Consider the following 14,698-nt stretch of genomic DNA (forward strand, 5'->3'; position numbering starts at 1 on the left):
ATAATTTAAGCAAGGAAACTCGGCATAGAGGGTGGTTTTGTGGGAGAGAATCCAAAGATTTATGTAGTGGATGATGACAAGAATATATGTGAAATAGTGTCTTTGTACCTTGAAAAAGAGGGATTTGAAGTAGAACAAATATACGATGGACAAACAGCCTTAAAGAAGATCCAAACTAATCCACCAAGGCTCGTCATACTTGACATAATGTTACCAGGGATTGATGGTATTGCTCTTTGCAGAGAAGTCAGAAAATTTTCAAAGGTGCCTATAATAATGCTTACTGCAAAAGGGGATACTCTTGATAAGGTATTGGCTTTAGAGATTGGCGCTGATGACTACATTGTAAAGCCCTTTGATGGGAAAGAATTAATAGCAAGAGTTAAAGCGGTTTTAAGAAGGTATGAGCCGGAAAGCGATGAAAGGCGGGCTGTTTCTTACCCAGACCTTTATGTAAGTTTGAGCGAATATAAGGTTGTTTATAAAGGGCAAAATGTGGATTTGACTCCCAAGGAGTTAGAACTTTTATATTTTTTATGTACGCATCCTAACAGGGTTTTCACAAGAGACCAGCTGTTAGAAAATGTATGGGGTTATGATTATATGGGAGATAGTCGCACGGTAGATGTTCATATAAAACGACTTAGAGAAAAAATAGGAGATGGCATTAATTGGAAACTTACCACTGTATGGGGTGTAGGTTATAAATTTGAGGTGAACTAAATTTGACCAAAAATAGTCTTTTTAAAAAACTTTTTATAAGCAACATAATTATAATCCTTATTACTTTGTCTATTCTTTCAGGAATGTTTTATCTGATGTTTCAAAACTATTACTTTGCTGACAAAGAAAAAATAATGTTAGAAGAGGCTCAAGAAATAAATGCAATTTTAAATGAATTTGCGGTAGGAGACATAAACATAGATAAATGGAATCAAGAATTAGATGTTGTCACTAGGTTGATTAATGCTACTGTATGGATTGTAGATAAAGAAGGGTTAATTTACAGTCAATCGCATAAACATGGCAAAGCTTGGACGGGGGTAAGCCTCAGTAAAGATGAAATAAAAAGTATTTTAGATGGACAATCTGTTGTAAAAAAAGGATATTTTGGTGGAAGATTTAATCAACCTGTTTTAACAGTGGGAGTGCCTCTTGTCATAAAGGGCCGGATTGAAGGGGCCATATTTATGCATGCTCCTTTGACAGAAATGAATAAAACTATTATTAACATCTTTCTTTTAATGCTTTTATCTGGAGGAGTAGCTCTTATAATAGGTTTTGTGCTCATTTCTTATACTTCCAGCAAAATATCTCAGCCTCTTAAAGAGATGAGTTTAGCCGTTCAGCAATTAGCCAAAGGGAATTTTTCTGCAAGGGTACAGCATAGAGAAGAAGATGAGATAGGGGAGTTGGCTAAGTCCTTTAATGTTATGGCAAAAGAGTTAGAACAGTTAGAAGACATGAGAAAAGATTTTGTGGCAAATGTTTCCCACGAATTGAGGTCTCCATTAACTTCTATACAGGGATATATAGACGGAATATTAGACGGTACTATTCCGGTAGAAAAAGCTTGCGATTATCTTAAAATAGTGCAAAAAGAAACGAGGAGAATGTCTCGACTCATAGACGATTTTCTTGAAATGACTAAACTTGAGTCAGGGCAATTTCCACTACACAAGACGGAATTTGATATAAATGAACTTATAAGACTTGCAGTTATAAAATTTGAAAAAAGAATAGTGGAAAAAGATCTCACCGTTAAAGTTGATTTTGAAGAAGACCGACGAATAGTAATAGCTGATAAGGACAAGATAGAGCAAGTTTTGTCAAATCTTATAGATAATGCAATAAAGTTTTCCAAAGAAAAAGGTATAATCCACATTTTTACTGAAACAAAAGATGACAAGGTATTTATTACTATAAAAGATAATGGAATAGGTATCTCTCCTGAAGACCAAGAGCATATATGGGACAGATTTTATAAAGCGGACAAGTCGAGGGGAAAAGATGGTGCAGGTCTTGGGCTTTATATCGTAAAGCGTATTATAAATGCTCATAACGAGGAAATATGGGTAGAAAGCAAAATAGGCAGAGGTGCTGCCTTTACTTTTACTTTGCCGGTGAAAAAGTTTTAAAAAATTGCAACAAAATATTTACACTTTATTAACACTTTATTCATAAATAAAGGATATAATAATATTTAAAAGTGACAAATGCCTCTCCTTGACCTCCCTTTTCAGCGGTCCAAGCGAATACTTGGGCCGCACTTTATTTATAAAAAGCAGTGCAAAAAATTTTTTAATAAAAATTACTTAAAATCTTTACATCGTGTTCATAATTTGTTAATAAAAGAAGGTTATAATTAAAAAAAAGAACAAAAGGAGGGGTAATATGGATTACGAAAAAGACTTTGAAAATAAAATTGAGAAAAATGATACTGAACATGATATGACTTTACCAGAAAATAAACTAGAAGAGACTTCCAACGAGGAAAAAATGTACCAAGAAATAATTGAGGAGCAGCAACCTTATGAGAAGTTTGAAACTTCTATGATACCTTCTAACGTAAAATTTAGAAACAATAAAAAGAGCCTTGGCAAAATGGTTAAAAGATTTAGAAGAAGGATGCTAGCTTATTTTATCGCAGTAGCGTTAGTGGCAGCTTTAATCGGCGGAGGAATTACGGGGGCTGTAATGAAATACTATGGAAGCCAAAATAATGCGTCAGCTCAAGTTGTTACAAGATATTTACCTCTAAATACTACTTCGTCAGACGAAAGCGGCATTTTAAATCTGATACCCAACATTTACAAAATAGTGAGTCCAGCAGTTGTAGAAATTGATACAAGTGCTGCTTATACCAATGGTTATAGAACAGGATATGTTCCAAAAGGTAGCGGCTCTGGTTTTATAATAAGTTCGGATGGATATATTGTTACCAATAACCATGTAATTGATGGAGCATCAAAAATTACAGTAAAACTTTTAGATGGAAGAAGTGCTGATGCAAAACTTATAGGAAAAGATGAAAGAACAGACCTCGCAGTAGTTAAAATAAATCTTTCTAATTTACCTGTTGTAGAATTAGGTGATTCTTCAAAGCTTCAACCGGGTGAACTGGCTATTGCTATAGGAAATCCTTTGGGAAGTTCTTTTGCAGGTTCGGTCACTGCTGGTATAATAAGCGGGCTTAACAGAAACCTCCAAAGTGATTATGGACCTGTCAAACTTATACAAACAGATGCAGCTATTAATCCTGGCAACAGTGGAGGACCCCTTGTAAATAGTAAAGCAGAAGTCATAGGTATAACAAGTGTTAAGCTTACTTCACTAGGGTCAAGTATTCAGGACCCGTTTGGAATGTTTCAAAGCCAAGGGACTCCTATTGAGGGTATGGGTTTTGCAATTCCAATAAACGAAGCTAAACCTATAATTGACCAAATAATAAAATATGGTTATGTAGAAAGACCTATGATGGGTATAGGTGCTCAAACCATTACAGAACAAGATGCACAACGATATAATTTGCCTGTAGGGGTATATGTAGTTCAGGTTCAGCCAAATAGTGGAGCAGAACAAGCTGGAATTCAACCAGGAGATGTGATAATAAAGGTTGACGGTAAAGACATTACTTCCTTTGAGGATTTACAAGGAATACTAGATGACCACAAAGTTGGAGATGTAATAAAGGTGACAATTTGGAGAAATGGCAGAACATTTACAGTTAATGTAAAATTACAAAGCAGTGCAAACTTTCAATAAATGAAATAAAGGCCTCCTTCGTACAAAAGATTACCGGCAAGTGACTTGCCGGTAATCTTTTGTGCATGTTATAGCTTTTTTTTGCTTAATCATGTATAATTAATTTGATAAGGAAGGGTGGTTGTATGTTCATAATTGCAGGTTTAGGAAATCCTGGTATAGAATATGAACAAACGCGACACAATATAGGATTTATGGTAATAGATGAATTGGCTAAAAAGTTAGGCATAAATGTAACAAAATTAAAGTTTAAATCCCTTATGGGGGAAGATTATTTTAAAGGAGAAAAAATAATTCTTTTAAAACCGCAGACATTTATGAATTCAAGTGGTGAAGCTTTATATGAGGCTGTAAATTTTTATAAAATTCCACTTGAAAATGTAATTGTAATTTATGATGACAAAGATTTGGATGTGGGTAAAATAAGGATAAGAAAAAAAGGCAGTTCAGGTGGTCACAATGGAATGAATTCTATCATATATCTTTTAAATAGCGAAGAGTTTCCACGAGTTAGAATTGGAATTGGAAAACCACAAAAGGATTTAGTAAGTCATGTATTAGGAAAGTTTGAAGAGTCAGAGAAAAAACTAATTGATGAAGCTGTTATAAAAGCAGCAGATGCGGTGATAGATATTATAGAAAATGGGATAGAACATGCTATGAGCAAGTTTAACGGTTTGCAAAAAGGCAATTGAAGGAGAAAAAAGAACATATGTGGCTATTGTCTGGAATTGCTGGTGTAATCTTAGCGTATTTTCTGAATAAGATGGCAGTAAATAAATACAACAAAAAAGCTATAATTTATCTTGTACCAGTCATTGAAGAAACCTGTAAGACAGTTGTAGGGTATTTGACCTCCTCTATTCTTTTGTCTCATTTGATATTTGGGGTTACAGAGGCAGTAAATGATTACATAAAAGCTTCCTATGAAATCAATTTAAGGGCTTCTATTTTGAGTATTTTAAGCCACGGCTTTTTTGGCATAACCTCTTACATATTAGTAATGCAAACAAATATTTTTTGGGCTATTATTGTAACTTCTTTAATACACGGCTTATGGAATAGGCTTATGTTGAGGTGATGAACATGTTTACTCGCCAAATAGAAGAATTAAAAGAAATAAAAACAATAGAAGAATTTTTAAAACAAGGGAAAGGCCCCCTTTTAGCTTATGGGCTTACAGATTCTCAAAAAGCTCATGTTGCTCATTATATAATGAGCAAGTTTAATAAAAAAGTGTTAGTTATTGCTCCTGATGATATAGAAGCGAGAAAAATATACGAAGATTTGTATTCTTTTAGTTTTGGCAATGCCTCTTTATTTCCCAAGAGAGAAGCTTTGTTTTATAAAATAGATGCTGCCAGTCAAGAGATGGTATCTCAGAGGTTAAGAGTAATTAAAAAATTGACAAGGGAAACTCCCCATGCGGTAGTTACTTCTATAGATGCAGCAATAGGCAAACTCATACCCATGAATTTATTTGAAAAGTATCAGATGTTTTTTAAGATAGGTGATATTGTAAATTTACAAGAGGTTATAAAAAATTTTGTGGCAATGGGATATGAAAGAGTTCAAATAGTGGAAGGAAAAGGGCAATTTAGTGTGAGAGGGGGAATAATTGACGTTTTTTCTCCTATTGAAGAATATCCTTATAGAATTGAACTTTTTGACGATGAAATAGATTCCATAAGGACTTTTGATGTGATCACCCAAAGGTCTTTAGAAAATATTGATAAAATAAATATTTTCCCTGCTACAGAGTTTATCGCGGAAGAAAAGCATATTAAAAAAGGGATTTCAGCGGTTTCCAAGTCTTTAAATTCCTATTTATTAAAAATAAAAAAATCAAAAAGCGGAATTGCAGAAAAATTACAGCAAAAATTTGAGGAAATTATGGAGGAGATTACGGAAGCTAAAAGGGTGGAAAATATTCATGAACTTATAGATTATTTTTATGATGAGGTTTATTCTATTGTTGATTATGTGGGAGAAGAGGCAGTTATTATTTTAGACGAGAGCAGCCGTATTAAGCAAAGGGTAAATAACCTTCAAATGGAATTCAATGAAAATTTCAAGGCTTTATTAGAAAAAGGAGAAGTTTTGCCAGAGCAAAGCAGGCTTTTTTTCGATTATGAGGAAATATTAAAAAAGGCAAAAAATAGTTTTTTACTCATAGTAAATACTTTAGCAAAGCCTGACAATGATCTACAGCCGCGAAAAATTGTTAATTTTATATCAAGGTCTATGCATCCTTTTCACGGCAAAATTGATATTTTGATAGATGATTTAAAGTATTATAAAAATGCAGGATATAAAGTTTTGCTTTTAAGTGGGAATCAGGAAAGAGCAAAAATTTTAAAGGATACACTTGAAAGTTTTAATATTGATGCGGCAGTGATTGAAGACAGTGAATACGATATACAAAAAGGGCAAGTAGTGATATATCCTGCCTCTGTCAGCAAGGGATTTGAATATGTGGATGCAAAATTTGCTGTCATAACTGAGGGAGAAATTTTTGGACAGACTAGAAAGAGCAAAAAAACTGTGAAAATTAAAAACGCCGATAAGATAAAGAGCTTTACTGAATTAGAAGTAGGGTCATATGTCGTACATGTAAATTATGGTATAGGAAAGTATGAAGGCATAGAAAAGATAAAAGTAGATGGGATTATAAGGGATTATTTAAAAATAATTTATGCCGGGGGAGATACCCTTTTTGTACCGGTGGAACAATTAGACCTTGTGCAAAAATATGTAGGGCCTACAGACAATCCTCCTAAATTAAATAAATTGGGGGGCAGCGAATGGCTTAAAGCAAAAAGAAAAGCCAAAAAAGCAGTAGAAGACCTTGCTAAGGATTTGTTACAACTTTACGCCAAAAGACAGATAGCTAAAGGACATGCTTTTTCTCCTGATACTCCATGGCAAAGGGAGTTTGAAGAGCAATTTCCCTATGAAGAGACAGAAGACCAGTTAAGGTGTATAAAAGAGATTAAAGAGGACATGGAAAAAGATAAGCCAATGGATAGACTTCTCTGTGGAGATGTGGGGTATGGTAAGACAGAAGTTGCTTTAAGGGCTGCTTTTAAAGCAGTAGCTGATGGAAAGCAAGTTGCTTTTTTGTGCCCTACAACTATCTTGGCTTATCAGCATTATACTAATTTCATGGAAAGGTTTAAGGAATTTCCTGTGAAGATAGAGATGCTTAGTCGTTTTAGGACTCCCAAAGAACAAGCACAAATAATTAAAGGCTTGGCGGAAGGGACTATCGATATTATTGTTGGTACTCATAGGCTTTTACAAAATGACGTGAAATTTAAGGATTTAGGACTTTTAATTATAGATGAAGAGCAGAGGTTTGGAGTTGTTCATAAAGAAAAAATAAAAAAACTCAAAGAAAATATAGACGTTTTGACATTATCAGCAACTCCTATTCCTAGAACTTTACACATGTCTTTAATTGGCATAAGGGATATGAGCGTATTAGAGAATCCTCCTGAAGACAGATTTCCAGTAGAAACTTATGTGGTAGAATTCAATGAAGAGTTAATAAAAGATGCTATTTTGAGGGAAATTGGAAGAGGAGGACAAGTCTATTTTGTTTACAATAGAGTAAATGGCATAGAAAAGATGGCTTCTTTGGTAAAAGATTTGGTTCCCGGTTGCAGGGTAGCTGTGGCTCATGGGCAAATGGAGGAAAGTCAATTAGAAAAAGTGATGATTGACTTTTTAAATGGGGAATACGATGTTTTAGTAAGCACTACAATAATTGAGACAGGGCTTGATATACCAAATGTGAATACCATTATAGTTTATGATGCAGATAAGTTAGGGCTATCTCAATTGTATCAATTAAGAGGAAGAGTGGGTAGGTCAAATAGACTGGCTTATGCCTATTTTACCTATAGAAAGGATAAAGTTTTAAGCGAAGTGGCTGAAAAAAGGTTAGAGGCGATAAAAGAGTTTACTGAATTTGGTTCTGGATTTAAAATTGCCATGAGGGATTTAGAGATAAGAGGTGCAGGTAATCTCCTTGGAGCAGAACAACATGGCCATATTGGCGCAATTGGTTATGACTTGTATTTAAAGCTTTTAGAGGAGGCTATACGGAATTTGAAGGGAGAAGCTCCTAAGGAGGAGATTACTACCACAATAGATATAAAAGTCAATGCTTATATTGACTCTTCCTATATTGAAGACGAGAATTCAAGATTAGAGATGTACAAAAAAATTGCCTCTATAGAATCTAGAGAAGATATGGTGGAAATTTCAGAAGAGCTTGTAGATAGGTTTGGAGATTATCCAAAGCCTGTAGAGGCACTGCTGGAAATTGCTTATTTAAAGGCTATTGCTTCTAAAGCCAATATTACTGAAATAACAGAAAAAGGGAACACTGTTATTTTAAAATTTAAAAACATAGAATCGGTTAAAATGGAGGTTATAGAGAAAATAATAAAAGAATATGGAGGAAATTTAATATTTTCAAATCAACTACAGCCATATCTAACTTATAGGTTCAATAAAAAAGAGACTCTGCAAAAAGAGCTTATTGAATTGGTAGAAAAGATGTCTGCGTAAATAAGCTACAAAATTTTGACATGCACGAAAAAATAAAAAATTTGCAGTTAGGATAAATATGATATATAATAAAGCTATACCTATGTAAACTTTTTAAAGTCAGGAGGATGTCATTTTGAAAAGAAAAATAGCTTTAATTTTGTCTTTTGGCTTTATAGTATTTTTGCTAGTATCTTGCTCTGCCAAAAAAGAGGTTGTTGCAACTGTTAATGGGGAAAACATTACTAATGCCGAATATAGAAAAGCTTTTGACCAAGTAAAGGCTCAAATTGAAAGTAGTCCGCAATATACAAAAGACATATGGAATCAGGATTACGAAGGGAAAAAGTTTTTAGATGTGGTAAAAGAAAATGTACTTGATAGTTTGATTGCTCAAAAATTGCTGTTACAAGAAGCTCTAAAAAATAATATTACAGTTTCAGATAAAGAAATAGAGGAAGAGTATCAAAGAGAGAAAGAATTTAATAAAGATATTACAAAAGAAGATGTAAAAAATTATCTTTTAATAAATAAGCTTTTTGAGGAATATACAAAAGATGTAAAAATTACAGAGGAAGAGTTGAAAAAATACTATGAGGATAATAAAGACCAATTCGAAACAGTAAAGGCAAGTCATATATTAGTGTCTGATGAAAAAATAGCCCAGGATATATACAACCGCCTTATGAAGGGTGAAGATTTTGCCACATTAGCAAAAGAGTATTCTGTTGATACGGCTACAAAAGACCAAGGAGGAGATCTGGGAGAATTTCCTCATGGCGTTATGGTTCCAGAGTTTGACCAAGTAGTTTTTTCACTTAAGAAAGGTGAAATATCAAAACCTGTTAAGACTGATTATGGATACCATATAATAAAGTCAGATGGTGTTATAATAAAACCTTTTGATGAAGTAAAAGATACTATAGAAAGTTATTTGTTAGATGATAAGAAAAATCAAGTTATTATAGAAAAATATGATGCCCTTGAGAAAGCAGCAAAAATACAAAAGTTTCCTCAAAACATAAAAGTAACAGTAGGATAAAAGTAACAGTAGGATAAAAAAGCCGGCAATTTAGTTGCCGGTCTTTTTTTTGCGAATAAATTTATGGAAAAATATAAATACTAATCTTGAGCTAAAAATTTTAGGAAATGGAGGTATTTACTTTGAAGGCTACAGGAATTGTACGCAGAATAGATGATTTAGGGAGAGTTGTTATTCCTAAAGAAATCCGAAGAACATTAAGAATCAAGGAAGGAGACCCTTTGGAAATTTTTACAGATAGAGAAGGAGAGATAATTTTAAAGAAATATTCTCCAATAAGTGAATTAAGCGATTTTGCGCAAGAATACGCTGATAGCATATATCAATCTACCAAACACCCTGTATGTATTACAGATACAGATAATGTAATAGCTGTTTCCGGAGTTGCAAAAAAAGAATTAATTGATAAACCAATAAGTCAAGAATTAGAAAAATATTTGGAAGCAAAAAAGACGATAATGCTTGGAACAGGGAAAGATAAAGGACCGATTAAAATAGCAGATGGACAGGAATTTAACATTACATCTCAAGTTATAGTTCCTATTATTTCAAGAGGAGATACAATAGGAAGTGTGGTGATTTTTACTAAAGAAGCCGGTGAAGCAGTTACAGAAGTTGAAGCAAAAATCGCTGAAACGGCTGCTGCTTTTTTGGGTAAACAGATGGAAGAATAAATTTATATACACCTATATATACCCCTCTGCATATTATAAACTATAAATTAAGCTGCGCAGGGGGGTTAATTTATGGCTTTTCGCATTAATGACATTGTAATGAGAAAGTCTTATGGCTCTGACATTTTGTTTAGAGTCATTAATGTTATAGATAATAAAGGAGTAAGACATTATCTTTTACACGGTTTAAACATGAGAATAATTGCAGATGCACCAGAAGATGACCTTATAGAGGTTTCTCGCGCCAAAATTGCGGAATATGATAGGCCTTATAAAGAAAAGGCAGAATACCTTTTAAAAAAAATTGCTTCTTCAAAAAGCCTTCAGCGAAAAAAAGGGATGGTACGTGCAAGTCGGCAAGAGCCTTACGGAAGGCCAGGAAAAGTCCTTCACATAGACGGAGATGAAGAATATTTAAATATATGTCTTGATGCCTATAAAAAGGTGGGTATGGAAGTCGTAGGAGTAGTAGTAAAGGAAGAAGAACAACCAGATAAGGTGTATGACCTTTTAGAAAAATATAGGCCGGATATATTGGTTCTTACAGGTCATGATAGTATAAGAAGCAATAGTAGGGATTATGGCGATATAAATAACTACAGAAATTCTAAATATTTTGTGGAAGCGGTTAAAAATGCAAGGAAATACGAACCTGCACTTGACAATTTAGTGATTTTTGCAGGAGCTTGTCAATCAAATTACGAAGCTCTTATAAAGGCGGGAGCTAATTATGCCAGCTCTCCAGAAAGGGTTTTAATACACTGCCTTGATCCAGTCTTGGTAAGTGAAAAAGTAGCTTTTTCCCATATAAATGAGCTTGTAAAAATTGAAGAATTAATAGAAAACACTATAACGGGAGCACCAGGAATTGGAGGATTGCAGACAATAGGAAAATTTAGATATGGCATTCCAAAAGGCAAATATTAAATTAATTTACTCCTTAAGCTAAAAATTATTGATTAAATGCAAATATCTCTGAGATTTGCATATTTTTTTTGTTTTTTGTATAAAAATCATTATTGACAAGTAGGCAGGTGCACTGATATAATATTATACCCTTGACATTGTCTGAAAATTGTGGTACAATATTCACAGCATGTGTTAAGGAGTTGATAGTGGTGGCAGATAGATCAACCCTTGATGAAATAAAAAAACAATTGGATAAACATATAGGTGCTCGAGTTCGCCTTAAAACAAATGGTGGCAGAAAAAAGACCATAATAAAAGAGGGATTATTAGAAAAGACATATCCGAGCATTTTTATTGTGGTATTAGATGGACAAGGAGCGACCCGGAGGGTTTCTTACAGTTATTCAGATATTTTGACAGATACAGTAGAGTTGACAGTGATGGAAGGAAATAAAAAAATCCAGTGTCTCCAATGACCGAAGATATTCGGTCTTATTTTTTTGGCATAATTTTACCTCAATAACTATATATTATATTAGCATATCTTATTGTGAAGGACTATTATTTTAAGGAGGTAAAAGCATGCCACAGGTGTATAAAGATATTTTAGAGTTTGATTCTGTATCGGGTACATATGATACTCAACTTCTGGTAGAGAGTGATATAATTGTTCCTGAGAATGAACCGGACGTGCTGGTACTTTTGGCATTAAATCCTCGGACATATATTAATGAAGTTTTTGTGACAGAAGGAAAAGTTCAGTTTGAAGGTAAATTAGCATTAGATATTTTGTATTTGGGCGAAAAAAATGGAGAGCTTGAAAGGATTGAAAAAGAAATTGACTATTCACATGTAATTGAGGATGAAGGTATTGATAAGAGGAGCAGATGTATGTTAGTTGCAAATGTTGAAAATGTTGACTACAAGTTGGTAAACAGTAGAAAAATAAGTATGAGAGCTGTAATAAAGATACAATGTAGGTTAGTAGTATCTGATAAAAAAGAAGTAGTAATAGGAGCTGAAGATTCGATAAAAGTGGAATCCCTAAAGAAAAAAGTGAAGTTAATGCATACAGTGGGGCAAAATAGTGTAGAAGTCTTTGTAAAAGATAAAATAAAAGTTCCTGAGGGGGAAGCCCCTATTCAAAAAGTCGTAAAAACAGATGTGGCGGTAAAACCGGAGGAAATTAAAGTCACTGATAACAAAGTAATAGTTCAAGGAAGTGTACAATGTAATATTTTATATATTTCACAGGAAGGAGAATTTGGAAATTTAGAAACAGATTTAAATTATGCAAATTTTGTAGATATTCCTGGGGCTTTAAGTTATATGTCGGCTAAAACTCAAGAGGAACTCATGGAGGTAATTACAACCGCAGTGGAGGATGAAAAGGGAGAAAATACTATTTTAGATATAGAAGTCACAATAAGGGTAAAAGTTCAAGTGTTTGAGACGGAGGATAGAGAGCTTCCTGTTGATGCCTATGGTACAAAAGCTTATATTCAACCCATGAAAGAAAATTTAACTGTGATAGAGGAATTACAATCTTATAAATCTCAATTTGTAGTCAAAACTAATGTAGAATTACCTTCTCTCTTAAAAAGATTTATAGATGTTGTGGTTATTCCTATTATATCTGACTACAGTGTAGATGTAGATAAATTGGTTTTAGAAGGAATATTAGATTATACTATTTTATATTTGTCTGAAGAAGGTAGTGTAAAGTCTTATAGAGATGAATATCCTTTTAAGACTTTTGTTGAGATAAGTCAAGTTAAAGGACCCATGTTGGTTGATATAAAAATTTCTCATGTTTCCTATGAAATAATAGCCATGAAAGAAATTGAATTAAAGTTTGCAATTGATAATACAGTTGATTTACTTGCAGAGAAAGAAATAGAGGTTATTGTAGACCTTAAAGAAATCGAAGCCCCAAGAGAAATCGATAATAAACACAGCATTGTTGTTTACATGATTCAAAAAGGTGAAACCTTGTGGGATATCGCTAAAAGGTATAGAGTAGGCCTTGAAGAATTAATTTCTGCCAATGGTTTAGAAGAAGAAAAAGTTTCAGAGGGAATGAAATTAATAATACCTATGGAAGAATGATACGCAGGAGACTGCGTATTTTTTTTACAGAAAATTTATTGTATAATGTATAATATATAACTATAATATTATTGAAAGAGCGTGGATGGGATGGAGAAATGAAAAAAATCAAAGTAAAGGCCTATGCTAAAATTAATTTATCTTTAGATGTATTAGGAAAGAGAGAAGATGGGTATCATGAAATTTCTACAATAATGCAATCAATTGATTTGGCTGATATTTTAGAGTTTGAAAAAAGCGAAATAGTCAAGGTTTTTTGCAATGACCATAGAGTACCTTTAGGAGAAGATAATTTAATAGTGAAGGTCATTAACCTTCTAAAAGAAAAATACCAAATGGAAGAAGGGGTGTTAGTCAAGCTTGACAAGAGAATCCCTTTAGCTGCCGGCCTTGCTGGGGGAAGTGCTGATGCTGCTGCTACAATTGTTGCATTAGACAAATTATGGAATTTAAATATGTCAAAAGAAGAAAAAAAAGAAATTGCTCTGAAAGTCGGAGCAGATGTTCCTTTCTGTCTGGAAGGTGGGACAAAGCTTGCGAAAGGCATAGGGGAAATTTTTGAGGATTTAAAAATTACATCTATGAATTTACTTCTTGTAAAACCTGATATTGAAATTTCCACAAAAGAAATTTATGATAAATGGGATAGGCTTAATTTTAAAAGTCATCATGCTACTGTTCCAGTAGTCCAAGCTATACAAGAAGGAAACATATACAAAATTGCAGAAAATATAAAAAATGATTTAGAATTAGTGACTTCTCAGAAATATGGAATTATTAATAAAATAAAAGAGGAATTGCTTAAAAAAGGCGCATTAGGATGTGCTATGTCAGGTAGTGGTCCCACTGTTTATGGAATTTTTGACGATTTAGAAAAGCTTAGAAAAGCTTATGAGGATTTAAAAGAAGTTTACAGTTTTGTGTTTTTTTCAAAAACTATAGATAAGGGGTTAGAATTGTATGAATGATTTTCTTCCATTGGAAAATTATAAACCGTTAAGAGATGTAGTTTTTGATTACATGAAGGATGCCATAATTACAGGTAAGTTAAAACCTGGAGAGAGACTTATGGAAGTTCAACTGGCAGAAAAGCTGGGCGTAAGCAGAACTCCAGTAAGAGAAGCGATTAGGAAATTGGAGCTTGAGGGGCTAGTTGTTATGGTTCCTCGAAAGGGAGCTTATGTGGCAGATTTGGATGCAAAGGACCTTTTGAATGTTTTAGAAGTAAGAAGTTCGTTAGAAGGATTAGCTGCTTCCCTAGCTGCTGAAAGAATAACGGAGGAGGAAATTGATAAATTAAAAAAAATTATAGAAGAATTTCAAAAAAAAATAGAAGAAGGTGATAATGAAGGGCTAGTAAAATTGGACAAGGAGTTTCATGATTTAATTTTTACTGCTTCACGAAATGACAAATTAATTCAAATAATGAATAATTTACAAGAACATGTACACAGATTTAGAGTCAGATATATAAATGAAGAGAAAAAAGCGAAAAAAATACATCAAGAACATAAAAAAATTACAGAGGCTATCGAAGCAAGAGATACGGATGCTGCACGAAAATGGGCAGAGAAACACATACGCAATTTCCAGACAGAGGTTGTAAAAGACATAAAGTATTTTAGTTACAAGGAGTGAGTTA

Annotated in this window: 13 protein-coding genes; all 13 read left to right on the plus strand. The window is 33.4% G+C overall.

Features of this window, described 5'->3' with window-relative positions; genetic code table 11:
* Positions 1–39: 39 nt before the first annotated feature.
* The 13 genes from I4N53_RS01240 to I4N53_RS01300 all read left to right on the plus strand — a co-directional run bounded on the left by I4N53_RS01240 (position 40) and on the right by I4N53_RS01300 (position 14,694).
* Complete coding sequence (locus I4N53_RS01240) at positions 40–723, plus strand: response regulator (RefSeq protein ID WP_214495393.1); 684 nt, start codon at positions 40–42, stop codon at positions 721–723.
* 2 nt (positions 724–725) lie between these two features.
* Positions 726–2,138: a cell wall metabolism sensor histidine kinase WalK gene (locus I4N53_RS01245; protein WP_214495394.1), complete on the plus strand. Its 1,413-nt coding sequence runs from the start codon at positions 726–728 to the stop codon at positions 2,136–2,138.
* 415 nt (positions 2,139–2,553) lie between these two features.
* Positions 2,554–3,765, plus strand: a complete 1,212-nt coding sequence (locus tag I4N53_RS01250; RefSeq protein ID WP_370591021.1) for a S1C family serine protease — start codon at positions 2,554–2,556, stop codon at positions 3,763–3,765.
* A gap of 125 nt (positions 3,766–3,890) precedes the next feature.
* On the plus strand, positions 3,891–4,460 hold the full coding sequence (gene pth, locus I4N53_RS01255) for an aminoacyl-tRNA hydrolase (RefSeq protein WP_012996135.1): 570 nt from the start codon (positions 3,891–3,893) through the stop codon (positions 4,458–4,460).
* A 17-nt stretch (positions 4,461–4,477) separates the two neighbouring features.
* Complete coding sequence (locus tag I4N53_RS01260; protein WP_012996134.1) at positions 4,478–4,846, plus strand: hypothetical protein; 369 nt, start codon at positions 4,478–4,480, stop codon at positions 4,844–4,846.
* A gap of 5 nt (positions 4,847–4,851) precedes the next feature.
* Positions 4,852–8,343, plus strand: a complete 3,492-nt coding sequence (gene mfd / locus I4N53_RS01265; protein WP_013150955.1) for a transcription-repair coupling factor — start codon at positions 4,852–4,854, stop codon at positions 8,341–8,343.
* 115 nt (positions 8,344–8,458) lie between these two features.
* Positions 8,459–9,364 carry a peptidylprolyl isomerase gene (locus I4N53_RS01270; RefSeq protein WP_214495396.1) on the plus strand — a complete coding sequence of 302 codons (906 nt, stop codon included), beginning with the start codon at positions 8,459–8,461 and terminating at the stop codon, positions 9,362–9,364.
* A gap of 122 nt (positions 9,365–9,486) precedes the next feature.
* Entirely contained in the window at positions 9,487–10,038 is a 552-nt protein-coding gene (spoVT, locus tag I4N53_RS01275) for a stage V sporulation protein T (protein ID WP_003867613.1), read from the plus strand.
* Positions 10,039–10,110: 72 nt separating this feature from the next.
* The gene (gene yabG / locus I4N53_RS01280) at positions 10,111–10,965 is read left to right on the plus strand and encodes a sporulation peptidase YabG (protein ID WP_214495397.1); all 855 of its coding nucleotides are present in this window, start codon (positions 10,111–10,113) and stop codon (positions 10,963–10,965) included.
* 188 nt (positions 10,966–11,153) lie between these two features.
* Positions 11,154–11,423: a Veg family protein gene (locus I4N53_RS01285; protein WP_003867615.1), complete on the plus strand. Its 270-nt coding sequence runs from the start codon at positions 11,154–11,156 to the stop codon at positions 11,421–11,423.
* 106 nt (positions 11,424–11,529) lie between these two features.
* Positions 11,530–13,056, plus strand: a complete 1,527-nt coding sequence (locus I4N53_RS01290; protein ID WP_214495398.1) for an SPOCS domain-containing protein — start codon at positions 11,530–11,532, stop codon at positions 13,054–13,056.
* Positions 13,057–13,154: 98 nt separating this feature from the next.
* On the plus strand, positions 13,155–14,024 hold the full coding sequence (gene ispE, locus I4N53_RS01295; protein ID WP_012268910.1) for a 4-(cytidine 5'-diphospho)-2-C-methyl-D-erythritol kinase: 870 nt from the start codon (positions 13,155–13,157) through the stop codon (positions 14,022–14,024).
* Positions 14,017–14,694 carry a GntR family transcriptional regulator gene (locus tag I4N53_RS01300; RefSeq protein ID WP_214495399.1) on the plus strand — a complete coding sequence of 226 codons (678 nt, stop codon included), beginning with the start codon at positions 14,017–14,019 and terminating at the stop codon, positions 14,692–14,694. The genes ispE and I4N53_RS01300 overlap by 8 nt, the downstream gene beginning before the upstream one ends.
* Positions 14,695–14,698 lie beyond the last annotated feature (4 nt).

It is taken from the genome of Thermoanaerobacter sp. CM-CNRG TB177 (genome assembly GCF_018588165.1).
Lineage (GTDB): Bacteria > Bacillota > Thermoanaerobacteria > Thermoanaerobacterales > Thermoanaerobacteraceae > Thermoanaerobacter > Thermoanaerobacter thermocopriae.